The organism is Microbacterium sp. NPDC089188, assembly GCF_040685155.1.
Lineage (GTDB): Bacteria > Actinomycetota > Actinomycetes > Actinomycetales > Microbacteriaceae > Microbacterium > Microbacterium galbum.
The window spans coordinates 407,127-430,346 of record NZ_JBFBHH010000002.1 but is presented as its reverse complement, the minus strand read 5'-3'; the positions used below and the strand labels follow the sequence as shown (position 1 = coordinate 430,346).

At 71.2% G+C, this 23,220-nt stretch carries 19 protein-coding genes, 1 tRNA gene and 1 other RNA gene; 6 read left to right on the top strand and 15 right to left on the bottom strand.

Annotation, left to right across the window (positions count from 1 at the left end; all coding sequences use genetic code 11):
• Positions 1-23: 23 nt before the first annotated feature.
• The 7 genes from ffs to AB0N80_RS08180 all read right to left on the bottom strand — a co-directional run bounded on the left by ffs (position 24) and on the right by AB0N80_RS08180 (position 8,811).
• An RNA gene (gene ffs, locus AB0N80_RS08210) (signal recognition particle sRNA small type) lies at positions 24-120 on the bottom strand.
• Between the two features lie 104 nt (positions 121-224).
• A complete protein-coding gene (locus AB0N80_RS08205) occupies positions 225-3,251 on the bottom strand; it encodes a glycoside hydrolase family 38 C-terminal domain-containing protein (protein WP_363578427.1) in 3,027 nt (1,008 codons plus the stop codon).
• A 29-nt stretch (positions 3,252-3,280) separates the two neighbouring features.
• On the bottom strand, positions 3,281-4,063 hold the full coding sequence (locus tag AB0N80_RS08200) for a carbohydrate ABC transporter permease (protein ID WP_363578642.1): 783 nt from the start codon (positions 4,061-4,063) through the stop codon (positions 3,281-3,283).
• A gap of 128 nt (positions 4,064-4,191) precedes the next feature.
• Positions 4,192-5,124 carry a sugar ABC transporter permease gene (locus AB0N80_RS08195; RefSeq protein ID WP_363578426.1) on the bottom strand — a complete coding sequence of 311 codons (933 nt, stop codon included), beginning with the start codon at positions 5,122-5,124 and terminating at the stop codon, positions 4,192-4,194.
• Between the two features lie 2 nt (positions 5,125-5,126).
• Positions 5,127-6,485: an extracellular solute-binding protein gene (locus tag AB0N80_RS08190; protein WP_363390077.1), complete on the bottom strand. Its 1,359-nt coding sequence runs from the start codon at positions 6,483-6,485 to the stop codon at positions 5,127-5,129.
• 136 nt (positions 6,486-6,621) lie between these two features.
• The gene (locus AB0N80_RS08185) at positions 6,622-7,818 is read right to left on the bottom strand and encodes an ROK family protein (protein ID WP_363578425.1); all 1,197 of its coding nucleotides are present in this window, start codon (positions 7,816-7,818) and stop codon (positions 6,622-6,624) included.
• A gap of 60 nt (positions 7,819-7,878) precedes the next feature.
• Positions 7,879-8,811 carry an ROK family protein gene (locus AB0N80_RS08180; protein WP_363578424.1) on the bottom strand — a complete coding sequence of 311 codons (933 nt, stop codon included), beginning with the start codon at positions 8,809-8,811 and terminating at the stop codon, positions 7,879-7,881.
• Between the two features lie 166 nt (positions 8,812-8,977).
• On the opposite strand from AB0N80_RS08180, the gene AB0N80_RS08175 reads away from it, so the two are divergent.
• Genes AB0N80_RS08175 through AB0N80_RS08165 form a run of 3 tightly spaced genes read left to right on the top strand, consistent with a single transcriptional unit; the run spans position 8,978 to position 13,573 of the window.
• The gene (locus AB0N80_RS08175; protein WP_315994908.1) at positions 8,978-10,021 is read left to right on the top strand and encodes a MoxR family ATPase; all 1,044 of its coding nucleotides are present in this window, start codon (positions 8,978-8,980) and stop codon (positions 10,019-10,021) included.
• Positions 10,022-10,029: 8 nt separating this feature from the next.
• Entirely contained in the window at positions 10,030-11,274 is a 1,245-nt protein-coding gene (locus AB0N80_RS08170) for a DUF58 domain-containing protein (RefSeq protein WP_363578423.1), read from the top strand.
• Positions 11,261-13,573, top strand: a complete 2,313-nt coding sequence (locus AB0N80_RS08165; protein ID WP_363578422.1) for a DUF3488 and transglutaminase-like domain-containing protein — start codon at positions 11,261-11,263, stop codon at positions 13,571-13,573. Before AB0N80_RS08170 ends, AB0N80_RS08165 begins: the two co-directional genes overlap by 14 nt.
• Positions 13,574-13,619: 46 nt before the next feature.
• Here the strand turns inward: AB0N80_RS08165 and AB0N80_RS08160 are convergent.
• The 4 genes from AB0N80_RS08160 to AB0N80_RS08145 form a co-directional block, all read right to left on the bottom strand.
• Positions 13,620-13,711 (bottom strand) — tRNA-Ser (locus AB0N80_RS08160).
• A gap of 142 nt (positions 13,712-13,853) precedes the next feature.
• On the bottom strand, positions 13,854-14,783 hold the full coding sequence (locus AB0N80_RS08155; RefSeq protein WP_363578421.1) for an acetamidase/formamidase family protein: 930 nt from the start codon (positions 14,781-14,783) through the stop codon (positions 13,854-13,856).
• Complete coding sequence (locus AB0N80_RS08150; RefSeq protein ID WP_363578420.1) at positions 14,780-16,201, bottom strand: APC family permease; 1,422 nt, start codon at positions 16,199-16,201, stop codon at positions 14,780-14,782. The genes AB0N80_RS08155 and AB0N80_RS08150 overlap by 4 nt, the downstream gene beginning before the upstream one ends.
• Positions 16,202-16,269: 68 nt before the next feature.
• Positions 16,270-17,160 carry a proline iminopeptidase-family hydrolase gene (locus AB0N80_RS08145; protein WP_363578419.1) on the bottom strand — a complete coding sequence of 297 codons (891 nt, stop codon included), beginning with the start codon at positions 17,158-17,160 and terminating at the stop codon, positions 16,270-16,272.
• Between the two features lie 78 nt (positions 17,161-17,238).
• Here AB0N80_RS08145 and AB0N80_RS08140 point away from each other — a divergent pair, with 78 nt between their 5' ends.
• Complete coding sequence (locus AB0N80_RS08140) at positions 17,239-17,982, top strand: GntR family transcriptional regulator (protein WP_315994914.1); 744 nt, start codon at positions 17,239-17,241, stop codon at positions 17,980-17,982.
• A gap of 69 nt (positions 17,983-18,051) precedes the next feature.
• Here the strand turns inward: AB0N80_RS08140 and AB0N80_RS08135 are convergent, their stop codons facing one another.
• Positions 18,052-18,672 carry a GNAT family protein gene (locus tag AB0N80_RS08135; RefSeq protein ID WP_363578418.1) on the bottom strand — a complete coding sequence of 207 codons (621 nt, stop codon included), beginning with the start codon at positions 18,670-18,672 and terminating at the stop codon, positions 18,052-18,054.
• Positions 18,669-19,040, bottom strand: a complete 372-nt coding sequence (locus AB0N80_RS08130) for a MerR family transcriptional regulator (protein WP_363390093.1) — start codon at positions 19,038-19,040, stop codon at positions 18,669-18,671. Before AB0N80_RS08130 ends, AB0N80_RS08135 begins: the two co-directional genes overlap by 4 nt.
• Positions 19,041-19,161: 121 nt before the next feature.
• Between AB0N80_RS08130 and AB0N80_RS08125 the strand changes: the two genes are divergently transcribed.
• Positions 19,162-20,655 carry a SulP family inorganic anion transporter gene (locus tag AB0N80_RS08125; protein WP_363578417.1) on the top strand — a complete coding sequence of 498 codons (1,494 nt, stop codon included), beginning with the start codon at positions 19,162-19,164 and terminating at the stop codon, positions 20,653-20,655.
• A gap of 22 nt (positions 20,656-20,677) precedes the next feature.
• On the opposite strand, the gene AB0N80_RS08120 is transcribed toward AB0N80_RS08125, so the two are convergent.
• Complete coding sequence (locus AB0N80_RS08120) at positions 20,678-21,613, bottom strand: AraC family transcriptional regulator (protein ID WP_315994918.1); 936 nt, start codon at positions 21,611-21,613, stop codon at positions 20,678-20,680.
• Positions 21,614-22,128: 515 nt separating this feature from the next.
• Between AB0N80_RS08120 and AB0N80_RS08115 the strand changes: the two genes are divergently transcribed.
• Entirely contained in the window at positions 22,129-22,473 is a 345-nt protein-coding gene (locus AB0N80_RS08115; RefSeq protein ID WP_315994919.1) for a hypothetical protein, read from the top strand.
• 119 nt (positions 22,474-22,592) lie between these two features.
• On the opposite strand, the gene AB0N80_RS08110 is transcribed toward AB0N80_RS08115, so the two are convergent.
• Entirely contained in the window at positions 22,593-23,042 is a 450-nt protein-coding gene (locus AB0N80_RS08110) for a helix-turn-helix domain-containing protein (RefSeq protein WP_363390101.1), read from the bottom strand.
• Positions 23,043-23,220 lie beyond the last annotated feature (178 nt).

The window sequence follows — 23,220 nt, the reverse complement described above, 5'->3', positions numbered from 1 at the left end:
AGCGTCCACCCGTTTCCGGGCAAAGAAAAGACCCTCCGCGCACCCGGTAGAGCCTGGTTACCCTTGCTACGTTTCCGTCCTGGGGGAGTTGGCCTGGATGCCGCCACGCGGAGAGCCGAGTACAGCTTACCCGACCTGCGGGGCCGCTCTCGCCCGCGACCCCTCCCGCAGACGACGACGCGGCCGGGGTGCTTATCGCACCCCGGCCGCGTGTCGGTCGGATGTCAGCGCGACAACCGCACCGTGACGAGCTGGAACGGACGCAGCTCGAGATCCACGACGCCGCCCTGCACAGCGGTCACCGCTGCGGCGTCCACGTCACGCTCCAGCAGGTCGGTCTCGCTCACGCGGGCGACGTCGAAGCCGGCCTCGAGGCGCGCCTGCGTGCGCTCTCCCAGCGCTTCGTAGAGACGGACGACCACGTCGCCCGATCCGTCCTGGGCGAGCTTGACGGCCTCGACGACGACGCCGGGAGCATCGATCGCCACCAGGGGTGCCACGGAGTCCTCCCCGGCATCGGTCACCACCCGCGCGGGCAGGTTGGTGCGGTAGCCCTCGGCGACGGCGTCGAGCACGTCGGCCCCCACGACGATGCCCACCTCGAGGTGGTGCGCGCCCTGGTCCTGCCCCGGGTCGGGGAACATCGCCGACCGGATGATCGACAGGCGCACGAGCGAGAAGGTCCCCCCGCCGTCGCGCTCGTGGCGGGTGATGTCGTGGCCGTAGGTGGAGTCGTTGGTCACGGCGACGCCGAAGTCGGGCTCCGCGACCCGCACCCAGCGGTGCGCGGCGGTCTCGAAACGCGCCGAGTCCCACGACGTGTTCGTGTGGGTCGGGCGCACGATGTGTCCGAACTGGATCTCGGATGCCGCCCGGTCGGTGTGCACGTCGACGGGGACGCCCAGCTTGAGCAGCTTCTGCTGCTCGTGCCAGTCGACGTCGAGCGACAGCCGCACGGTGCGCGCGCCCGCGGCGAGCGCGACGCGCGTGACGATCGTGGACTCGCCGATCGAGCGCTCCACGACGACCGCGTCTGCGTCGATGCGCACGGCATCCGCGGTGTCGAGGGGTGTCGCGTGCCGGCGGTAGGTCTCGTCGATGTCCCACGCGTCCCACTGGGTGGGGGTGTCGCGGAAGACCTCGAAGAGCCCCGCCACCTGGCCCGCCGGCACGACCTCGCGCCCCGACACCACGTCGACGAGCGAGATGAGAAGTCCTCGGGCGTCGATCACCGCGTGGACGATGCCGTTGTCGAGCACGAAGCCCGAGCCCTCGGCGCGCGGGGTGACGTCGCGCGCACCCGGTGCGGCGGCGATGCCCAGCGCCGGCGCACCGGCGCGGGCGTGCGGCGCGGCGTTGACCAGCAGCGTGCGGTCGCCCTCGCCGACGAGCGCGCGGAGGCTGTCGGCGATGATCTGCTCGAGCTCGGTGGCGATCGCTTCGTAGTTGCGCTCGGCATCCCGGTGCACCCACGCGATCGAGGTGCCGGGGAGGATGTCGTGGAACTGCTGCAGCAGCACCAGGCGCCACAGGCGCTGGAACGCGTCGGCCGGGTAGGCGGCGCCCGTCCGCACGGTCGCGGTGGCCGCCCACAGCTCCGCCTCGCGCAGCAGGTGCTCGCTGCGACGGTTGCCCTGCTTCGTGCGCAGCTGGCTGGTGTAGGTGCCCCGGTGGAACTCGAGGTACAGCTCCCCCGCCCACACGGCCGGGTCGGCGTACTCCGCCTCGGCGGTCTCGAAGAACTCCCGCGGCGTGGAGTGCTTCACGACCGGCGCGCCCTCGAGGGAGTGCGTGCGGGCGATGGTCGCGGTCATCTCACGCGTGGGTCCGCCGCCGCCGTCGCCGAAGCCGTACGGCAGGAGCGAGGTGCGGGCCCGGCCCTTGTCGGCGAAGTTGCGCTCGGCGTGGGCGAGGTCGGCCGCGGTGACCTCGGAGTTGTACTTGTCGACCGGCGGGAAGTGCGTGAAGATGCGCGATCCGTCGATGCCCTCCCAGCGGAAGGTGTGGTGCGGGATGCGATTGGTCTCGTTCCACGAGATCTTCTGCGTCAGGAACCACCGGGCGCCGGCGGCCTTCATGATCTGCGGCAGCGCGCCGCTGTAGCCGAACGAGTCGGGCAGCCACACCTCTTCGGTGTCGATGCCGAACTCCTCGAGGAAGAACGACTTGCCCTCCACGAACTGGCGGGCCATGGCCTCGCCGCCGACCATGTTGGTGTCGGATTCGACCCACATGCCACCCACCGGGACGAAGCGTCCCTCGGCGACGCGCGCCTTCAGCCGCTCCCAGAGCGCCGGGTAGTGCTCCTTCATCCACGCGAACTGCTGCGCCGATGACGACGCGAAGACGAACTCGGGGTCTTCGTCCATGAGCGACAGCACGTTGCTGAACGTGCGCGAGACCTTGCGCGCGGTCTCTCGCACCGGCCACAGCCACGCAGAGTCGATGTGGGCGTGACCGACCGCGTGCAGCACGTGGGCACTGGGTGCCGCGGGCGCGGCCATCAGCGGGGCGAGGACGTCGCGGCCGGCCTGTGCCGTCCCCGCGACGTCTTCGGGATCGACCGCGTCGATCGCGGCATCCATCGCCTCGACCAGGGTCGCGCGGCGCGCGGAGGTCGCGTCGAGCTCGGCGATGAGGCCGTGGAGCAGACGGAAGTCCTGCAGCAGGTTCCACACCGCGAGGTCGCGGAGGCCGATCGACATCTCGCGGAGCACATAGAGAGGAGCGTCGCCCGCAGTCGCGGGGTCGCCGACCGGGGTGGGCTCGAAGGTGAAGAGGCTGCCGACATCGGGATTGGATGCCGCCTCGACGAGCACGTCGACACGACCGTCGGCGTCGACCGCGGCCGGGCTGGCGTTGTTGAACGGCGAGACGCCCTTGATGGGCGCTCCCTCGCGGTTCCAGACGAGCGCCTCGCACTGGAAGCCGCTCTGACCAGCGGTGAAGCCGAGGTCGATGACGAGCTCGGCGACGGTGCCCTCGGGCAGGGCGCCCGCGGCGTCACGCCACGCAGCGGGGATCTCCCCCGACACGGCGAACCAGGTGGTCCCCCACGCGCGGCCCCACGGCGTCCCGATCGCGAACGGGCGGTAGGCGGCATCCCGCGCCTCGGCGAAGGTCACGGGCTCGCCCGGGGCCTCCCACGCCTGGATGTCGAGGGGCTGGCGGGCGCGGTAGACGGCGGGGGCGAGACGCTCGCGGACGAAGCGTTCGATGCGCATCTCGATGAGCGCGGTGCGGTCGTGCATGGGGTGTGTTCCTTGTCTGGGGGGACGGGTCAGCCCTTGACCGCGCCGGCGAGGGCCGACGGGCCGCCGAGTCCGCGCTGTACGAGCACGTACAGGCCGAGGACCGGGAGGGAGTAGACGATCGAATAGGCCGCGAGCTGGCCGTAGGCCACCGCTCCGAACGACCCGAAGAAGTTGAAGATGCTGACCGCGGCCGGCTGGTAGTCGGGGCTGAGCAGTAGCACGAAGGGGACGAAGAAGTTCCCCCACGCCTGGATGAACGTGAAGATGAACACCACCGCGATACCGGGACGCATGAGCGGCAGGACGATCTGCACGAGTGTGCGCATCGATCCCGCGCCGTCCATCCACGCCGCGTGCTCGAGCTCGACGGGGACGCCGTCCATGAAGTTCTTCATCATCCAGATCGCGATCGGCAGGGCGCTCGCGGTGAGGAAGAGGATCGTGCCGCCGACGGAGTCGATGAGGTTCAGCTGGACGAACAGGCTGTAGACCGGCACCATGATCGCCGTGATCGGCAGACACGTTCCGAACAGCACCGCGTAGAGGAAGGGCTTTCCGACGCGCATCTTGTAGCGGGACAGCGGGTAGGCCGCGAGAGAGGCGAGCACCACGGTCGCGATCGCGGTGCCGCCCGCGAGCAGCACGCTGTTCCAGAGCGGGAGGAACAGCAGGTCGGGCTTCATCACCGCGGCGAAGTTGTCGAGGGTGATGACCTCGGGCATCTTGACCGCGAGGGTCGGCTGCGCGTCGAGGGACGCGGTGACCAGCCACACCAGCGGCACCACGAACAGGAAGCCGATGACGATCATGAGCGTGTTCGACAGCACGCTCAGCGCGCGCGTGCGCGGAGACGAGAGCGAGGCCTTCGTGCGCGTCGGGGCGGGCGCGGCCGACCGGGCGCGGCGGCCCGTGACCTCGGGGAGGGTGGTGGTGGCGCTCATGACGAGACCTCCTCGCGCAGGGCGCGGACGTAGAAGAACGAGAAGACGGCGCCGATGACGAGCATGATCGTGGCGATCGCGGTGCCGTAGCCGAGCTCGCCGAACTTCAGCCCCTGCTGGTACGCGAGGATCGGCAGCGTCGTGCTCTTGTTGCCGGGGCCGCCGCCGGTCATGACGAAGATGAGCGTGAACACCGACAGCGTCTGCAGGGTCACGATCATGGAGTTCGTGCCGATGGTGGAGCGGATCATCGGGATGGTGACGTGGATGAGGCGCTTGAAACCGCTGGCACCGTCCATCTCCGCCGCCTCGGTGATCTCGGGCGGCACATCGGCCAGCGCGGCCGAGTAGACCATCATCGAGAAGGCCGTGCCGCGCCAGATGTTGGCGAAGATCACCATGAGCACCGGCAGGGTGAACAGCCAGCTGACGGGCTCGACGCCGAAGACGGCGAGGACGGCATTCAATGTTCCGTTGTCGCGGAAGAACGCGTATGCGGCGAACGCCGCGACGATTTCGGGGAGAACCCACGCGGTGACGACGATCGTGCCGACCACGGCCGTCACGATGCGATTGCCGGAGCGCATCATCAGCGCCAGGGCCAGGCCCAGGACGTTCTGTCCGATCACGGCCGAGAAGAACACGAAGACGATCGTGTTGATCACCGCGACGGGGAAGTCGGGGGCCTTGAACAACTGGACGTAGTTGTCGAAGCCGACGAAGTCGCTGGCGACGGCCGTCGATCCCGACAGCGTCGCGTTCGTGAGCGAGCCCCACAGCGACACCAGGATGGGGCCGAGCAGGAACACGGCCAGCAGCAGGGCTGCCGGCAGGAGAGGGAGCGCCCGGGCCGACGACCGGAGGCCGCGCGTCTTCACGCGCGACCCCCGGCCGGTTCCGGTCGCCCCGGGGGTAGCCAGGGCGGTCACGATCAGCCCTGCTGGGTGTTGTCTTCGCCCACGATGCCGATGACGGCCTGGTCGTAGGCGGCGGCCGCGTCGTCCACGCTCGACTGACCGGTCATGACGGCTTCCATCGCGACCTGGATCTGGTTCGAGATCTTGTCGTAGTCCTCGGTCGCCGGGCGGAAGTGGGTGGTGTCGACGAAGCTCGAGAAGGTCTCGAAGCTCGGGTTGGCGTCGAGGTACTCGCTGGACTGGGCGACGTCCGCGCGCACGGCGATCTGGCTGTTGTCGATGCCGTAGGCGGTGGCGTTGTCCTTGTTCACGGCGGTGGAGAGGAAGTCCCACGCGGCGTCGGCGTTCTTGGTGTTCTTACCGATCGCGAGGGTCCATCCCCCCGACATGCTGGTGGTGCCGGGCGCCTGGCCGTCCTGCGTCGGCATGGCGGCGATGCCGAGGGCGTCGCTCCACTCGGGCCACGCGGCGGTGCCGCCGTCGACCCACGCGGCCGACTGCCACGAGCCGTCGAGAGCGATGGCGAGCTTCGACGAGGGCAGCCAGTCGGCGGTCACGCTGGTGAAGATGTTGGGGTCGAGCGCCTGCTGCAGCGACGGTCCGAGGCCGCCCTGGTAGACGTCGCTGACGAACTGCAGCGAGTCCTTGAAGCCCTGGCTGCCGACGACCCACTTCTTGCTGTCGGTGTCGTAGAGGGTGTCCTCGGTGCCGTACATGAGCATCTCGAGCCCCTGCATGGATGCCGCCTCGCCGGCGGTCTTGCCCGAGTAGACGTTGATCGGGATGACGTCGGGGTTGGAGGCCTTGACCTTCTCGGCGGCCGAGAGGATGTCGGCCCAGGTCTTGGGCTGCCACGGCACGGAGATGCCGGCGGCCTCGAAGAGGGCCTTGTTGTACCAGAGGCCGCGGGTGTCTGTGCCGAGCGAGACGCCGTAGGACTTTCCGTCGGGGCCGAGACCGGCCTGCTTCGCGCCCTCGGCGAACTGCGACCAGTCGTCCCACTTCGCGAGGTAGTCGTCGAGCGGCAGGAGGTAGCCGGCCGCGGCGTCGGACTGGATCTTGAACGTGTCTTCGTACTGCACGTCGGGAGCGGTGCTGGCCGACTTGTTCATCAGCGCGAGCTTCGTGTAGTAATCCGCGCCCTCGGCCTGAATCGGGACGAGCTCGACCGTCATGCCCTCGTGCGCGGCCTCGTACTGCTTCTTGGCGTTCTCCATCAGCGTCTGCATCTGGTTGAACGTCGCCGTGGTCTGGTACGCGACTCGGATCGTCTTCGAGTCCGCCGCGTCGCCGCTGCCACCGGAGCAGCCGGCCAGAGCCACGGTCAGGGCGGTGGCGGTCAGAAGACCGGTCGCCATCGTCAGTTTCTTCATGGAAGCTCCCTTGCTCGGGTGGAGACACCGCGTCGCCAGAACCTTTTATAAATCAAATGGACTAACTCGGCAAGTCAGGGCAGCCGCAGCGAGGTAACGATCGCGACACGCCCCGCTATGAACGGTCCGGGCCGCGTCAGAGCGCGATCATCATGCGCGCCGGTCGGGCCGCGAACGCGCCGTCCAGCATCAAGCACGCGGCTCCCACGGCCGCCACATCGAGCCCGACCACCGAACGCCGCACGATGATCGGCAGCGTCGCCGTCGACGCGGGATCCGAGGCGACATGCTCAGCGACGATGTCGGCGAGCACCCCGGAAAGGCGTTCCCACGCGGGACCGCCGAGCACGACCTCGTCGACGTCGAGGAGGTTGTTGGTCACCACGAGCGCCCGCGCGATCCGCTCCCCCGCCCGCCGCAGCACTCCCGCGGCCGCGTGCCGGGGATCCGCCGCATCGCGCACGAGACGGTCGAGGCCCGAGCGCGGGTCGGCGTCGATGTACCCGGCCTCGGCGATGAGCACGCGCGGTTCGATCGACACCCCCAGGCATCCTCGCGACCCGCACGCGCACAGAGGTCCGTCCGCATCCACGACCACGTGCGCGATGCCCCCGGCGTTGCCGGTCCGCCCGCGCACCGGAGCGCCCGCCACGGCGAGCCCCATGCCGACGCCGGCGCCGTAGTACAGGAACATCGCGTCGCTGAGCACGTCGGAGCGGTCGAACCACATCTCGCCGACCATCGCCGCGGTGACGTCCTTCTCGACGATGACGGGCAGCCCCGTCGCCGCACCGAGGTCTTCGCGCACGTTCACGTTGTGCCACTGCGGCAGCAGCGGCGGATCGAGAAGGCGTCCGCCACGGGCGTCGAACGGCCCGGGGGCGGCGACGCCCACCCCGAGAACGAGCTCGCGCGGCACCCCCGCACGCTCGACGATCGCGTCGACGGCCGCGCCCACGGCCGTCACCAGGGCTTCGGGAGCGACCTCGCGGAGCGCGGGGATCTCGTCGTGCGCGATGACCTCCCCCGCCATGTCGACCACGACGATCGTGTCGACGACGGGGTCGAGGTGCACCCCCACGGCGAACCGCGAGCGCGGCTCGAGCTTGAGCAGCGTCCGCGGCTTGCCGGGGCCGGAGATGACCTTGCCCGCCTCGATGATGAGACCGTCATCGGCGAGACGGCGGGTGACGTTGCTGAGCGTCTGCGCGCTCAGACCGGTGCGCGCCGAGAGCTCGACACGACTCAACCCCTCCGGCGAGCGACGGATGAGGTCGAGCACCAGCGTCTGGTTGTACTCGCCGACGGCGGGCAGATTGGAACCCGTACGCATGTTCCCCGCCCTCACTCGTCGGCCCGCGGCGCGGTCCTCGGTCTCAGGGTAGACCCGGCCTCAGGACTGCAGCGCGAGCGCTGCCGCCCCCAGGAGGGGGCCGTCGCCGTCGAGACCCGAGCCGACGATGCGGCACCGGCGCGCGTAGGCGTGCAGCGCCGCCGCCTCGGCGGCCGCGCGCACCTGGTGGACGTAGTCGGGGGCCACCTGCGAGAAGCCGCCCGCGATGGCCACGGCCTCGAGATCGCACAGCGTCGCCGCCGCTGCGATCGCCTGCCCGACGGCGATGGCCGAGCGGCTGACGGCGGCGATGGCGATCGCGTCCCCGGCCGCATGGGCGGCGGCGAGGTCGAGCCCCGTCTCACCCTCCCACCCTTGCGCCTGCGCCCAGGCGACGGTCCCGGGGCCGGACGCGACGGCCTCGAGGGTGGATGCCACGACCTCGTCGCCCTCGATGGTGCGCACGAACGTCTGGCCCAGGTGGCCCGCGTTGCCGCTGGTGCCGGGAACGGGCCGACCGCCCAGGATGAGTCCGCCGCCCACGCCGGTGGACACCACGATCGCCATCGCGTCGTCGCAGCCCACGAGCGCTCCGCGCCAGTGCTCGGCGAGAGCGATGCAGGTGCCGTCGAGGGCGAGGCGGATCGGGCCGTCCACGAGCCCCCCGAGCACCTCGTCGATCGGGAGACCGGCGGCGAGGGGCAGGTTCAGGGGCGAGACCGAGCGCGAGGGCAGGTCGACGGGGCCGGCACTGCCCACACCGATCGCGCCGACGCGGGCGCCGTCGACGGCGGCGAGCGCCGCGGTGGCGGCCTCGCGGATGTTGCGGGCGATCTCGTCGCGGTCCGCGGCCCTCCCGGTCGGACGCCGGGTCACGCTCGCCCGCTCGACCTCACCGGCGAGCGAGACGAGGGCGGCATCCACCTTCGTCCCGCCGATGTCGACGGCGAGCACGTGCGTGACGGCGGGCAGGGACGGGGTGGTGTGCGACATGCGCGGGCTCCTCGGGTGGACCAACGCTCCCCGATCCTAGGGGCCCGAGCATCCGCCGAGTGACGCCTGTGTGCCGCGTCGTTTCGGGCCCCCGCCCATGCCGAGCGGGTTACGATCAGGTCACGGCGGCGACGACGCGCCTCCACCCCGCGACGCAAGGGATGCCATGGACGAGACGGTCACGCCCGAGGCGGCATCACGACTCCGCCGCCCCGACACCACCGCCCGGCCCGCGGCCGACGCGCCCCTCGACGCAGAGACGTTCGCCCGTCTGACCGGGGGAATCCTGGCATCCGTGTCGCAGGTGATCGACGGCAAGCCGGAGGCGGTCCGAAGCGCTCTCATCGCCCTCCTCGCGGAGGGGCACCTGCTGATCGAAGACGTGCCCGGGGTCGGCAAGACGATGCTGGCGCGGGCCCTCGCGGCCACGATCGACGCCGACGTCCGTCGCATCCAGTTCACCCCCGACCTGCTTCCGGGCGACATCACGGGCGTGTCGGTGTTCAATCCGGTGCAGCGGCAGTTCGAGTTCACCCCCGGCGCGGTCTTCGCCCACATCGTCATCGCCGACGAGATCAACCGCTCCTCGCCGAAGACGCAGTCCTCTCTGCTCGAGGCCATGGAGGAGCGGCAGGTCACCGTCGACGGGCGCACGCACGTGCTGCCCTCCCCCTTCCTCGTGGTCGCCACGCAGAACCCGTACGAGATGGAGGGCACGTACGCCCTGCCCGAGGCGCAGCGCGATCGTTTCCTCCTGCGCATCTCGATGGGATACCCGGATGCCGCGGCCGAGGCGCTCATGCTCCGCCAGCGCGACGCGGTCAACCCGCTCGACGGGCTCACCCCCGTCGTCTCGGCCCGCCAGGTGACCGCCATGATCGCCTGGGCGCGCGGGGTGCACGTCGCCCCGGCACTCGAGGAGTATGTCGTGGCGCTCGCACAGGCGACGCGCAGTCACCCCGACATCCGGCTCGGCGCGAGCCCCCGGGCGACCCTGCAGCTCGTTCGCGCCGCCAAGGTGCGGGCGGCCCTCGACGGCCGGTCGTACGTGATCCCCGACGACATCACGGCCCTGCTGGCGCCCGTCTTCGCCCACCGCCTGATCGCCAACCGGTCCGCGGCCGGAGGCAAGGCGGGGGCTGCGGTCGTGGCTGACGCCCTCGAGCGGATCGCCGCGAGCGTGCGCGTACCCCTCGCCGCCCGACCGTGAGAGCCCGGGTGAGGCGGTTCTGGCCGTTCACGGTGCGCGGCACGGGGGCGCTGCTGCTCGCCGTGGCGGCCTTCGTGATCGCCCAGCGCGCCGGCATCCCCGAGCTGCTGTACTTCGCGACGCTCCTGGCGGCGCTGCTCGTCGCGTCGGCGGTCGCTCTGCTGCTGACCCGCGGATCGGGCGCCGTCACGCGTGTCGTCTCGCCCGAGGTGCCGGAGGTCGGGGGGCCCGCGAGCGTGACCGTTCGCGCGGGTATCCAGAGCGCACTGCCGACGGCTCCGGGCCGGTGGCGGGACGCGCTGCCGGCGGGACTGACGGGGACGGCCGAGGGGGCGTCGCCGACGATCTCGTCGAGCCTCAGCGGTACGGCCTCCACGATCGAGGTGCGCTACGACGTGACGGGGGCTGCGCGGGGGGTGCACGCCCTCGGACCATTCGAGGTCACCACCACCGACCCGTTCGGGCTGGTGCGCCGGCGCATCGCCCTCGGCCGCACCACCGCCGTGACCGTGGCGCCGACGGTGCGCGAACTCGCGGCCCTCCCCGTCGCCGAGGGCGAAGCGGGCGGATCGCGGCAGACCACGACGCTGCAGATCGGCCAGGGCGCCGACAACCTCGTCGCCCGCCCGTACGCGCCCGGCGACTCGATGCGCCGCATCCACTGGCGGGCCACCGCGCACCGCGACACGCTCATGGTGCGTCAGGAGGAGCAGGAGGCGAGCCCCGCGGCCACGATCGTGCTCGACCGCGCCCTGTCGCGCTGGTCTCCGGTGGCCGCCCACGCCCCCGGCGGCGACGCGGCGTTCGAGACGGCCGTCTCGGCATGCGTCTCGGCGGTCGCACGGCTCGTGCACGAGGGGTACACGGTCGACGTCGTGGACAGCGACGGTCAGCTTCTGGCCGATCCGGTGGAGGGCGGCGACGACGCCGACGCCCGTGCGACCGCGGCGGCCTTCGCGAGCCTGCGTGCGCGCCCGGACGACGCGGCACGACGTGTCGTCCCCGCCACGGCGGCGGGCCTCACCGGCCCCCTGATCGTGATCACCGGGGCCTTGCAGGCAGACGACTTCGAGGCCCTCAGGGCCGTGGCCCAGCGCTCCGCCCTTCCGATGCTGCTGGTCGTGGCCGAGCGCGCGGATCTGGACTCGTTGCGCGCGGGCGGCTGGCGCGCGGCGCAGGTGCATCCCGGTGGCGATGTGGCCGCGGCATGGGACGACGCGATCGAGCAGGGGTACGCCCGTGTCGGTCGCTGACATCACGCAGTTGCGCACCGCCCGGCGGCGGCGCGACGCCGCGCTGCTGGCGGCGGGACTGTACGTCGCGATCATCGCGGCGCTGCTGCCCGCATTCTCGGTGATCGCCCCCGGCGCGTGGGTGGCCGGAGCGGCGGCCCTGTCCGCCGCGGTGCTCGGGGCGGGGCTGCTCGTGCGGCTCGCGCACCTCCCCGCCGTGGTCGCCACCATCATCGAGGCGGCGGTCTGGATCGTGGGGCTCACGCTGCTGTTCGGTCGCTCGACCGCCCTGCTCGGCGTCATCCCCACCCCGGCGACCTTCGCGACGGTGCCGGGGCTGCTCTCGGGCGCCTCCGAGGAGATCCGCCTCGGGGTGGCCCCCGTGCCGCCCGAAGCCGGGCTGAGCTTCCTGCTCGTCGCGGCGGTCGGCGCCCTCGCCCTCGTGCTCGACCACGTCGTGCTGACGGCGCGCATGCCGCTGCTCGCGGGCGTCGGCCTGGTCGCGGTCTCGCTCATCCCCACGATCGCGATCCCTTCCGACGTCGACGTCGCCGGTTTCGTGCTGCTGGCCGCCTCGCTGCTCTTCCTGCTCCGCATCGATACGCGGGCTCGCGCCGCAGCTCCCGCGCCGCGGCGGCCCTCCGCCCGCGCGCCCGGTCGACTGGGGGTCTCGGCGACGGCCCTCGCCGTCGCCGTGGTCGCCGTGATCGTCGCCGTGGTCGCCACCCCGCTCCTCCCCCAGCCCGGCCTGCGCTTCGCCACCGGCGGATCGGGCGGCACGGGCACGACCATCAACCCCAACCTCGAGCTCGGCAACGATCTGCGCCAACCGCGCGAGGTCGACGTGCTCATCGTGCGGACGACGGCCCCGACGGCGCCGTACCTGCGGGCCGTGACCCTCTCCCGCTTCGACGGAGCGGTCTGGTCGCCCGACAGCTCCGACACCGTGCCCGTCCCGGGCGACGGAGCGGTGTTCAGCCCGGTCGAGACCGACGCCGACATCGCCCGCGTCGACTGGACCACCGACGTCACCGTCGACGCCCTCGACAGCCCCTGGCTGCCCGTGCCCTACCCCGCCGCGACCGTCACCGGGCTCGACGGCGAGTGGCTCGGGATGCCGCAGAATCGCACGGTCGTCACGCGTGCGGGTTCCACGCGCGATCAGCAGTACGAGGTGCAGGCGAGTGTGCCGCGACCGACGCTCGAGCAGATCCGCAGCCGGTCGGTGGGCGACCCCGGCCTGAGCGCCGATGTCAGCGCCCTGCCCGCCGATGTGCCTTCGGTCATCGGCGACACGGCCCGCGAGGTGACGGCCGGGACCTCGACCCCCTACGACGCCCTGCTCGCGATGCAGACGTGGTTCCGCAGCAGCGCGTTCCGGTACTCGCTCGATGCACCGGTCGACGCGGGCTTCGACGGCGCGGGACTGGACGCGGTCGCCGATTTCCTGCAGGTGCGCGCGGGATATTGCGTGCACTACGCCTCCGCGTTCGCGGTGATGGCGCGCTCGCTCGGCATGCCGTCGCGCATCGTCGTCGGATACCTGCCGGGAACGGCTTCCAGCATCCCCCAGCAGGGTGGCACCGAGTACACCGTTACCTCGAGCCAGCTGCACGCGTGGCCGGAGGTCTACTTCCAGGGCATCGGCTGGGTGCCCTTCGAACCGACGAACAGCCTCGGGGTGCCGACGAACTTCGCATCGGGATCGACCTCGAACGGCGGCGCCACGCCCACCACCCCCGAACAGGATGCCGCTGCCCCCGACGCCCAGCCGTCATCGGCGCCCTCGTCGGCCGACCGCGGCGACGTGGGGGCCGTGGAAACCGGCGCCGCGGCGACGAGTGCGCGTCCGGGCGCCGCCTGGGTGCCCGTCGGGATCGTGGTGCTGGCGCTGCTCGTGGCCGCCTTCGTGCCGGCGCTGTTGCGTGTCGTCCGGCGCCGCCGACGTCTGAACGCCGCGGGCGCGGGGGATGCCGTGGCCGCGTGGACCGCGCTGCGGGAGGACGCGATGGATCTCGGCATCCCGGCCCCCGGCGCCGAATCGCCTCGCGCCTTCGCCGCGCGACTGGTCGAGGAGCACGGCGTCGCCGCCGACGACGCCGACCTGCTGCGGGAGGCCCTCGAGCGCGTCAGCTATGCCGGCGACGCGCCCGACCCCGCGCACGGACCGGCGCTGGCCGCGGCGGTCGATCGCGTCCGAGCGGGCCTGCTCGCGCGGGCGACCCCGGCCCGCCGCGCGCTCGCGCGAGTGCTGCCCCGCTCGCTCGTGGTGCGCCCGGGGGCGGTGGATGCCGAGCGCGAGAGCGCGAGCGTGGGCTGAACACCGAAGAGCGCCACCCTCGATCTCGAGGATGACGCTCTTCGTGTGGCGGAAGTGACAGGATTTGAACCTGCGAGGCGAGTTACCCCGCCTACATGGATTCCAGCCATGCTCCTTAGGCCGCTCGGACACACTTCCAACAGGAAAGCTTACACGGCTGCCGAGCCCGCCCGAGTCACGGGCCGCGTCCGACCGCGCGAGGCGGGTGTCGGAACCAGCTCCCGCCCCGCGCGGCGCGAGCCCGCGCGCACGCCGCAGCCGCGGCGCTCGCCCGGTCGCGTCAAAGCACGTCCTTCGGCAGCCGGTGCAGCGTCACCGCCCCGACCGCGCGGAAGGGGTGCAGGGGGTCGGGGGCCGTCGACCCCGTGGGCCCGCCCAGTTCACTGTGGACGACCGCGCTCATCACGGCGTAGGCGTCCATCGCGTCCCACCCGTGTGCGCCGACGAGGGTGTCGAAGACGTCCTCGTATCCGCGTCGGATGCTCTCCTGCACCGGGTCGCCGAGACCGACGAAGATCCACTCGTCGGCGGTCTCGACGCGCGGCGCGCGGTAGCCGGCATCCTTCACGAGATCGATCGAGACCACCGCGACGCCGGCGGCCTCGATCGCCACGAACGACGACTCGCCGCGGGCCATGACGGCGTGGATGTCGCCGATCGACAGCAGCGCACCCTCGACCTCGACGGGCAGGTAGACCGTGGCGCCGGGGGCGACGTCGGTGAGGTCCATGTTGCCGCCGAGCGACGTCGTCGGCATGACGGTCGAGTTCACGCCCGCCGCGGGTGCGGTGCCGATGCACCCGATCATCGGACGCGCTGCGACCACGTGGCGATCGGTGAGGTGCACGCCCTCGGCGTCGATCGGGATGCGACGGCTGACGACCCGATCGGGCATGCGGTGCTGCAGGGCGCCGGCCCCCGGCAGGCTCTGCGACCAGCCGTACGGCCCGAGGCGGATCTCGTGCACGTGCACCGCGAGCGCATCGCCGGGCATCGCGCCCTCGACGTGGACGGGCCCGGTGATCGGGTTGATCGGGGCGCGCAGGGCGGCGAGATCCCCGTGCTCGTGCAGTTCGGCGTACACGGCGTCGTCGGTCTCGAAGGAGATCGTCTCGCCCGTGCCGGGGGTGACGCGCAGGACGGGTGCGACCGCGGCGTCGAAGCCCGGACGGCCGAGCTCCTTGCCGAGCGCGTGGGTGACGCTCGTCACGAGGCCACCTCGCCGCCGCCCTCTCCGGCCGTCGCGGTGGCGTGCTCGGGCAGGGGCCCGGTGGCGCCACCGTTCCTGCGGGCGAAGACGGCGTACACGACGCCGCCCACGGCCAGCCACAGGATGCCGCCCACCTTGGCGGTGATGTCGGCGTTGAGCAGCACATAGCCGATGATGAGGAACCCGATCACCGGCACGACGAGGTGCAGCAGGTAGTTCTTCGACTTCTTCTTACCGAGGTAGTACACCGCGACCGAGACGTGCAGCAGCAGGAAGCCGAGCAGTGCGCCGAAGTTCACCAGCGACGAGATGACCGCGATCTGGCCGACGAAGAACAGCACGAGCACGAGCGAGATCGCGCTGACCGACAGGATCGCGGCGAGCGGCACCTGGCGCGCGTTCACCTTCGACAGGAAAGCGGGAAGGCGCCGGTCGCGGCTCATCGAATACAGCAGTCGTGAGGTGGCGGCTTGAGCGGCGACGGCGTTGGCGATGCCGACCGCGACCACGTTGACGGCCAGGAACGCCGTGGCCCAGCCGGATCCCGCAGCCTGCGCGACGAGCAGGAAGAAAGCGTTGTTGACGTCGTCGTCCGAGAACGCGATCGTTCCGGCGGCCAGGGCGCTGGCGAACCACGTCTGCGTGACGAACAGCACGGCCACGACGAGGAGGGCGATGATCATCGCGCGGCCGCCCGACTTCCGGTCGCCCGTGGACTCCTCGGCCATGGTCGAGATGCCGTCGAAGCCGAGGAAGCTCAGGACCGCGATCGACAGGGCGGTGGCGATGAGCGCGGGGTTGACCTTCTCGGCATCCCACACCGGGGCGGTCGAGAACTCGGCCCCGGGGATCGCCCCGGAGGAGAGGGCGACCATGGCGATCACGACGAAGATCACCACGAAGAGGAGCTGGATGCCGAGCATGACGCGGTTCGCGAGCTTGATCGAGCCGATGCCGAGCACGTTGATGACGGTGTTGATGATCACGAACGCGACGGCCCAGATCCACTGCGGCACGTCGGGGAAGATGCCGGCCATCGACGACGCCGCGAACACGTAGAGCAGGGTGGGGACGAGCAGGTAGTCGAGCAGGATCGCCCACCCGGCGAAGAAGCCGACGGTGGGGTGGATGCCACGACCGACATAGGAGAAGACCGAACCGGCGATCGGGAAGGCCTTCGACATCTGCGCGTAGGCCAGCGCGGTGAAGATCATGGCCACGACGCCGGTGATGTACACCAGCGGCACCATTCCGCTCGCGGCGTTGTAGACCACGCCGAAGATCGCCCAGGGGGCGATCGGCACCATGAAGACCAGGCCGTAGACGACCAGGTCGAGAGTGGACATGGAGCGCTTGAGCTCCTGCTTGTAGCCGAAGGATTCCAGCGATTGCTGGGCTTCGGGGGCGGACTTCGACATCGGGGCTCCTGATTCGGGTTCGGGTGGGGCGGGTGCGGTGGGGGCGGGGCGAGTTCGTTCGGGGCGCGTCAGGGAAGGGGCGCGAGGAAGCCGGCGATGACGCCGCGGAAGACGTCGGGCATCTCGAGGTGCGTGCAGTGGCTGGCTCCCGCGAAGACGTGGGAGCGGGCGCCGGCGATGCGCTCGACGAACGGCGCCCACGTCTCGGGCGTGGCCTCGTCGTACTCCCCCGCCACGACGAGGGTGGGCACCGCGATCTGCGGCAGGCGGTCGATGATCGACCAGTCGCGGCCGGTGCCGACGACGTGGAACTCGTTGGGACCGTTCATGGTGTGGTACACCGTCGGGTCGGCGAGCATCTGCGCCTCACTGTCGACGAAGTCCTGCGGCATGGGCGTGATGCGGCAGACGTGTCGCTCGTAGAAGACGCGGGTGGCCTCGACGTAGTCGGGGTGGTCGAGCGTGCCGTCGGCCTCGTGGCGATCGAGGGCCTCGCGGTTCTCGGCGGGCAGCTCGGACCGCAGGCGTGCGGCGCCCTCGAGCCAGAGCTGCATGGATGCCGGGGAGTTGCAGATCATCAGGCCCTGAAGCCCCGCCGGCCGGCGCACGGCGATCTCCGCACCGAGCATGCCGCCCCAGGACTGCCCGAGCACGTGATACTCGTCGAAGCCCAGCGCCCCGCGCAGATGGTGGAACTCGTCGACGAAGAACTGCGGCACCCACTGCTCGACGGGAGCGTCGGGATGGTGCGAGCTGCGTCCGCAGCCGATCTGGTCGTAGTGCACGACGGTGCGGCCGGTCATCTCGGCGAGGGCGTCGAGGTTCTTCACGTAGTCGTGCGCCATACCGGGGCCGCCGTGGAGGACGAAGAGCGGCGCGCGGCCGGTGGGTTCTGCGGGCTCGGTCAGGCGGGCCCAGGTGAATCCGTCGTGGAACGGAACGGTGATCTCGCGTTGCATGGAGTCATCGTGGACCCGTTAAAGGTGTGTTGGCAAACCTTTTCTGCGGATTTAACATGGGGGAAACGACGGGAGCCCATGGCCGAGACCGACGACGCCTCCCTGGTGGAGCGCGTGACCGAGCGCCTCATCACCGCCGTCGCGGTGGGCGAATTCCTGCCCGGCACGCGGCTGCCGGCCGAACGCGACCTCTCGCCCCTGCTCGGAGTGGGCCGCACGACGGTGCGCGCCGCCCTCGACGACCTCTCCACCCGCGGGCTGATCGAACGCCGCCGGGGCCGCAGCGGAGGGACGTTCGTGGCGCAGCACTGGCCCGACTCGGTGGTCGTCGGCGTCGACCGGTGGTTCGAGGAGCGCTGGAGCGACCTCGTCGACGCCTGCACGGCGAGCTCGATGCTCCACTCGTCACTGGCTCGGCTTGCGGCCGAACGACGCACGGATGCCGACATCGCCACGATGCGCGACCGCCTCGCCGCCTTCCACGCGGCACCCTCGGGCGACCCGAAGCAGCGGGCCGACAGCCTGCTGCACCTGTCGATCATCGACGCGGCCCACAACACGGCCCTGCGCGACATCCTGCTCGAGCACGAGCGCCATCTCTCGCTCTCGGCCCCCGCCCACCCGTGGGGCGACCGCGAGAGCCATCGACGCATGGAGTCCCGCGCTGCGCGCGAGCACGACGCGATCGTCGACGCGATCGTCACGGCCGCCCCCGACGAGGCGGCGGAGCTCGCTCGCCGTCACGTGCAGATCGATCTCGAACTGTTCACCGAGGCCCGGGAGTTCGCCCGCCGCCGCGCCGCGCAGGCCGCGGCCGGCTGACCCGCCCTGCCGCAGCGTCCACGAGACGGCGTGCGACGGACATCTCGACTGCAGAATGTCGCCGGGTCGTCAGCGGGCTGTCGTCTCGGCATCGAAGGCGCGCGCGCCGGGCTCGGCGGACGACAGTCGCGTCTCGAGACCGGCGCGCACGTCGGGCCACTCGTCGCGGAGGATGGAGAAGTAGAGCGTGTCGGCGACGGAGCCGTCCGGCGCGACGCGGTGCCGGCGCAGGCGCCCCTCCGGCGTCGCGCCCAGCCGCTCGATGGCGCGGGCGCTGCGCTCGTTGCGCGCGTCGCATCGCAGCGCCACGCGATTGACTCCCCAGGTCTCGAAGGCGTGGCCGAGGAGGAGGAGCTTGGCGGCGGGGTTGGTCTTCCCGCCTTGGAACGTGCGTCCGTACCACGTCGTCCCGATCTCGACCCGCCCCTGCGCGGGCACGTACTCGTAGAACGTGGTCGATCCGCGTACGACGCCGGTGCCGGCATCCCGCACGGTGAAGGCGAACAGCCCCGGGGTGGCGAGCTGTTGCTCGACGTGCGCGGCGTAGGCGTCGACCGAGGCCGGCCACGGCGTCGTCATGCGACTCCACAGGTCGGGGTCGGTGAGGGGCCACGCCGCGGCGGCGTCGGACGGGTCGGCGGGAGAGAGACGGATGCCGTGCCCCTCGAGCGTGATGTCGTGGGCGGTCATCGCGCCTCCAACTGCGCGATGAACTCGTCGGCAGCGGCGACCTTGCGGCGCAGGTCTTCGCGGCGCTGCTGCGCCTCGTCGCGGATGCCGGCGAATCGATCCCGCAGTGCGGTGTCGCCGGGATCGGCCTCGAGACCGTCGACGACGCTCAGCAGCTCGCCCATCTGCTCGAGCGAGTATCCGAGCGGCTTCATGCGTCGGATGAGCAGCAGGCGCGATTCGTCGTCGGCGGTATAGAGCCGGAAGCCGCCCTCGGTGCGGGCCGAGGGGCGCAGCAGGCCGATCTCGTCGTAGTGGCGGAGCGTGCGGATCGACAGCCCCGTGCGCTCGGCGAGCTCGCCGATCTGCATCGGACGCTCCTCGGTCATGGCATCCCCGATCCCGCAAACCTCACGTTACGGTAGAGTTCTTCTCGGTCGCGGTTGCGACCCCTCTATTCTTCCCCGCGCCGCCGCGGGTTCCCACCGAGCCCCCCTCAGGAGCATCGACATGACCGACGTCCTCGCGCGACCGCGCCCCGAACCCACCGTCCTGCAGGCGCTGCGCTCCCCGCGCCTGCTCACCCGCGAGGTGCTCGCCGGTCTCGTCGTGGCGATCGCCCTCATCCCCGAGGCCATCGCATTCTCGATCATCGCCGGCGTCGACCCGCGTCTCGGACTCTTCTCGTCGTTCGTCATGGCCGTGGCCATCGCGTTCCTCGGCGGGCGTCCCGCCATGATCTCGGCGGCGACCGGAGCGATCGCGCTCGTCATCGCCCCCGTCGCCCGCGAGCACGGCGTCGACTACCTCCTCGCGACCGTGATCCTCGGCGGCATCCTGCAGGTGATCCTCGGACTCGCCGGGGTCGCGAAGCTCATGCGCTACATCCCGCGCAGCGTCATGGTCGGGTTCGTGAACGCCCTCGCCATCCTCATCTTCATCGCGCAGGTGCCGCAGCTGATCGGGGTGCCGTGGGCGGTGTACCCGATCGCCGCGGCGGGCCTGGCGATCATGTACCTGCTGCCGCGCGTGACCAAGGCGATCCCCGCTCCGCTCGTGGCGATCGTGCTGCTCACGGGTGCGGCCGTGGTCTTCGGCATCTCGGTCCCGACCGTGGGCGACCAGGGCGCCCTGCCCGAGAGCCTGCCCGCACTGCTGATCCCGAACGTGCCGTTCACCCTCGACACGCTCGGCATCATCTTCCCGTTCGCCGTGGCGATGGCCATCGTGGGCCTGCTCGAGTCGCTCATGACGGCAGCCCTCGTCGACGACATCACCGACACCCCCTCGTCGAAGACGCGCGAATCGCTCGGCCAGGGCGCCGCGAACGTTCTGTCGGGCCTGTTCGGCGGAATGGGCGGCTGCGCGATGATCGGCCAGACGATGATCAACGTCAAAGCCTCGGGGGCACGCACCCGGATCTCGACGTTCCTCGCCGGCGTGTTCCTGCTGCTCCTGGTGCTGGCGTTCGGCGACGTCGTCGCGATCATCCCGATGGCCGCTCTCGTGGCCGTGATGATCGTCGTGTCCATCGCCACCTTCGACTGGCACAGCATCCGCCCCTCGACCCTGCGCCGGATGCCGCTGAGCGAGACCATCGTCATGGTGCTGACCGTCGCCGTCACGGTGTGGACGCACAACCTGGCGATCGGTGTCGGAGTGGGCGTCGTCGCGGCCGCGGTGCTGTTCGCACGCCGCGTGGCTTCGCTGACGAGCGTCACCCGCTCCGTCGAGGGGGACACCGCCCGCTACGTCGTGGAGGGCGAGCTCTTCTTCGCTTCGAGCAACGACCTCACGACCCGGTTCGCGTACCACCGCGACCCCGCGCACGTCGTGATCGACCTGTCGCGCTCGCACGTGTGGGACGCCTCGACCGTCGCCGCGCTCGATGCGGTGCGCACGAAGTACGCCCACCTCGGCACGACCGTCGAGCTCGAGGGAATGAACGACACCGCGGCCCGCTTCCACGATCGCCTCAGCGGCGGCCTCGGCGCCGGGCATTGACCGGCGGTCGCACCGACCGGCGTCAGGAGCGCAGGGTCGACGAGGGCGTCTCGCCGAACTCCCCGCGGTACATGGCGGCGAAGCGGCCGAGGTTCGAGAAACCCCAGCGCGCGGCGATCGCCGCGACCGTTTCGACCGAGGGGTCGGCGCTGCGCAGTTCCGCCCGCGCGGCGTCGAGGCGCACCCGCCGCAGATACTGCATCGGCGTGCGACCGGTGGCGGCACGGAAGGCGTACTGCAGGCCGCGCGGCGACAAGCGTGCCGCCTCCGCGATGTCGGCGAGCACCACGGGTTCGGCGGCGTGCGCTTCGACGTAGGCCTTCGCCCGACGCACGGGCGCGGGCAGGGGTCGCGACGGCCGGCCGGCGGCGAGGGCGTCGGTGAAGGTCGTCGGGAAGGTCATGAGAGAGGCTTCGAGCATGAGCGTGCGCGCCTGCTGCTGGATGAGCGGGGTGCGCTCGGGCGAGCGCAACAGCACGTCGCGGGTGTACTCCCACGTGCGCGACCAATAGCGCAGACGCTGCTCGCTCACGGGGGCATGGCCCGTCGCCCGGACGCGCAAGCCCTCATCCCCCGACAGACGACGCGCGGCGTCGTCGAACTCCGTCCGCGTGAACGAGACGCCGGTGCCCGCGATGCGACCCGTGAATGCGATCTCCAGCGGACGGTCGACCACCATGAAGGGGACCGCGGTGTCGATGCGTTCGCGGCGATAGGTCCCCACCACCCGCGGGCCGGCGATGCGGCCCACCACCACCTGATCGAGGGGGTCGGATTCGACCAGCATCGTCGACCCGATCGTGTAGTCGCAGAAGCCGAATCCCGGCTCGGACGCCGCGTGCCACGCCATCGCGGGCTGAATGGCATCCGCGCGGGCGATGCGGGCTCCCGGGACGATGGTCTGCCACAGGTGCTCCACCGTCTCGGCGTCGCGGGTCTCGATGTTCGTATGCTCCACGCAGGCTTCCTAAATCGTCCGAGAATGTGCGGCAAGACCATTGCGTCGAAGGACGCCCGCCGGTATGGGAACGCTCTCACGCGCCGCAATGCACAGATCGACGATGACGCACCCGACCGGCGACGGTCGGCGCGGATGACCCCCCATCCGCATTCACCGTATCCATCAAAATGCGGAAAATGCGCATTTCGGCGTCGTCGGCCGCGGGACGCGAGTGAACAGCCGCGAAGCGCAGCATCGCGCGGCGCGCATTGACCCGTCGCCGAACCGCGGCGAGCATTCGCAGGCGGCATCTCGATGCAGCGACCCGACCGCTCCCGCTCCCCGGCGCGGTGGTCGGAGGCGTTCCGGCGCGGAGCTCGTGACTTCGCGCTGGAACGTCCGATGGTCTCCCTCCCCCTCGCCGTCGATCCCGGTGCCGTCGATGCGATCACCGTCATTCCCCCTCCATGCGTCCGGCCGCCGTCATAATGGGTGCGGCGCCCGTTCGGCGCCCCGCCAGTCGAGGGGACCCGATGCCGTTTCGCACAGTGACCACGCTGCAGTCGTGGATCGACGATTTCCGCGCCCTCGGCTACGACGACGCGGACATCCTCCGCGTCATCCCGCAGGACAACGACGACGGCGGGGATGCCGGACTGATCGCTGCCCAGCTGCGCAGCGTATCGACCACCTTCTACGTCGCCCCCGGCTCCGAGCAGGGCGCCACCGACTGGTCGGTCACCTTCGAACCGCGCGAAGACGCCGCTCCCCTGCCGGCCGGCCGCGTGATGGCCCTCGCGGGAGAACTCGCGACCCTGGCCGCGCTGTGCTCGTTCCTCCAGGCCCGCTCGGAAGCCTTCCTCGCGGCCGCTGAATAATTCGACCCGGCGCGTCGCGTGCCGTCCGTCACCGACGCTCGGTGCGCGGGGTCCCGAGGCGACGTCGCGAAGTCGCGGCAGCCGGACGCGTGACCGGATGCCCGCGTCGCACCCCGCCGTCAGCGTCGCGCGTGCGCGACGAGCTCGTCGATGACCCGGGCCACGCGGTCGGCCAAGGCCGGGTCCATGCGGGTGACGGCATCCTCGATCGCCGCGTCGAACGCCCGCAGCTCCGACCACGGCGGGGCATCCAGATCGACGATGGCCGTGATGTGGTTCACGCGGCGGTCCTCGGCGTCCAGATCCCGTTTGACCGCTCCCCGCTGGACGAGACGGTCGATGAGGGTGGTGACCCCGGCCGAGGTGATGCCGAGATGGTCGCGCACGTGCGAGGGGCGCGCTCCGGGGTTGTCACCGATGAACAGGAGCGCCCGGGCATCGAGCTCGTTCAGCGACAGGGCGCGGCGAGCCTCGGCGGCGGCGGTGCGCCGCGCCTCACCGTAGGCGAGAAGGGCACGCCCGAGCGCCGACCCGGGGAGGGGCGACAGCGGGGCTTCGGATGACTGCACGACCCATGATCGTACTCATTCCGCGGCGGCGCGCACGACCGTTGCGACCGGCCGTCGGGCGGGTCCGTCCATCGGACGCTTTCCGAAGCGAACCGGCCGCCTCGCGCGTTGCACGCCATCCGCACCGGGGCAAGGCCCGAGCCGCAGCGGTGGTTCCGGACCTAGACCGGACACCCCA

Coding starts and splice junctions, on each gene's coding strand:
- AB0N80_RS08175 (WP_315994908.1), top strand. CDS start 8,978: ATGGACGAGACGGTCACGCCCGAGGCGGCATCACGACTCCGCCGCCCC.
- AB0N80_RS08140 (WP_315994914.1), top strand. CDS start 17,239: ATGGCCGAGACCGACGACGCCTCCCTGGTGGAGCGCGTGACCGAGCGC.
- AB0N80_RS08115 (WP_315994919.1), top strand. CDS start 22,129: ATGCCGTTTCGCACAGTGACCACGCTGCAGTCGTGGATCGACGATTTC.
- AB0N80_RS08150 (WP_363578420.1), bottom strand. CDS start 16,201: ATGTCGAAGTCCGCCCCCGAAGCCCAGCAATCGCTGGAATCCTTCGGC.
- AB0N80_RS08185 (WP_363578425.1), bottom strand. CDS start 7,818: ATGCGTACGGGTTCCAATCTGCCCGCCGTCGGCGAGTACAACCAGACG.
- AB0N80_RS08135 (WP_363578418.1), bottom strand. CDS start 18,672: ATGACCGCCCACGACATCACGCTCGAGGGGCACGGCATCCGTCTCTCT.
- AB0N80_RS08180 (WP_363578424.1), bottom strand. CDS start 8,811: ATGTCGCACACCACCCCGTCCCTGCCCGCCGTCACGCACGTGCTCGCC.
- AB0N80_RS08125 (WP_363578417.1), top strand. CDS start 19,162: ATGACCGACGTCCTCGCGCGACCGCGCCCCGAACCCACCGTCCTGCAG.
- AB0N80_RS08130 (WP_363390093.1), bottom strand. CDS start 19,040: ATGACCGAGGAGCGTCCGATGCAGATCGGCGAGCTCGCCGAGCGCACG.
- AB0N80_RS08200 (WP_363578642.1), bottom strand. CDS start 4,063: ATGATCGTCATCGGCTTCCTGTTCGTGGTGCCGCTGGTGTGGCTGGTC.
- AB0N80_RS08190 (WP_363390077.1), bottom strand. CDS start 6,485: ATGAAGAAACTGACGATGGCGACCGGTCTTCTGACCGCCACCGCCCTG.
- AB0N80_RS08145 (WP_363578419.1), bottom strand. CDS start 17,160: ATGCAACGCGAGATCACCGTTCCGTTCCACGACGGATTCACCTGGGCC.
- AB0N80_RS08205 (WP_363578427.1), bottom strand. CDS start 3,251: ATGCACGACCGCACCGCGCTCATCGAGATGCGCATCGAACGCTTCGTC.